The organism is Vogesella mureinivorans (assembly GCF_007644035.1).
Classification (GTDB): Bacteria; Pseudomonadota; Gammaproteobacteria; order Burkholderiales; family Chromobacteriaceae; genus Vogesella; species Vogesella mureinivorans.
On the sequence record NZ_VMTV02000838.1, the window covers coordinates 1 to 301 of the forward strand.

Below are 301 nucleotides of genomic sequence, written 5' to 3' on the forward strand. Positions count from 1 at the left end.
GGCGAACCAACCGATACCAGATGCACGGCCGGCTCGATGTCGGCATCCGCTTCGACTTCGATCAGCGCGCCCTCGACCGCAAGCGCTGCGTTCGCACGCGCGAAAACTTCCGCGGCGGCGTTGAAGCGTCGGCCCAGATGCACCACATCGCGCGCATGTGCGTCGGGCAACACACGACCCAGCGCACGCACGGAAAGACCAGCGGGAAGCCCCGACAGATCGCTGAGTGAGGCATCCAGCCAGCCGTTGACGAAGACGATGCGCGGCCGCGGGATATGCGCGATCAGGGCTGCATCCAGGC

General features: G+C 66.4%; 1 protein-coding gene. It reads right to left on the reverse strand.

The window, feature by feature from the left end; all coding sequences use genetic code 11:
* Positions 1-301 (reverse strand): SufD family Fe-S cluster assembly protein (locus tag FLQ44_RS23850; protein WP_206209010.1); only part of this gene is annotated, 301 nt, incomplete at both ends.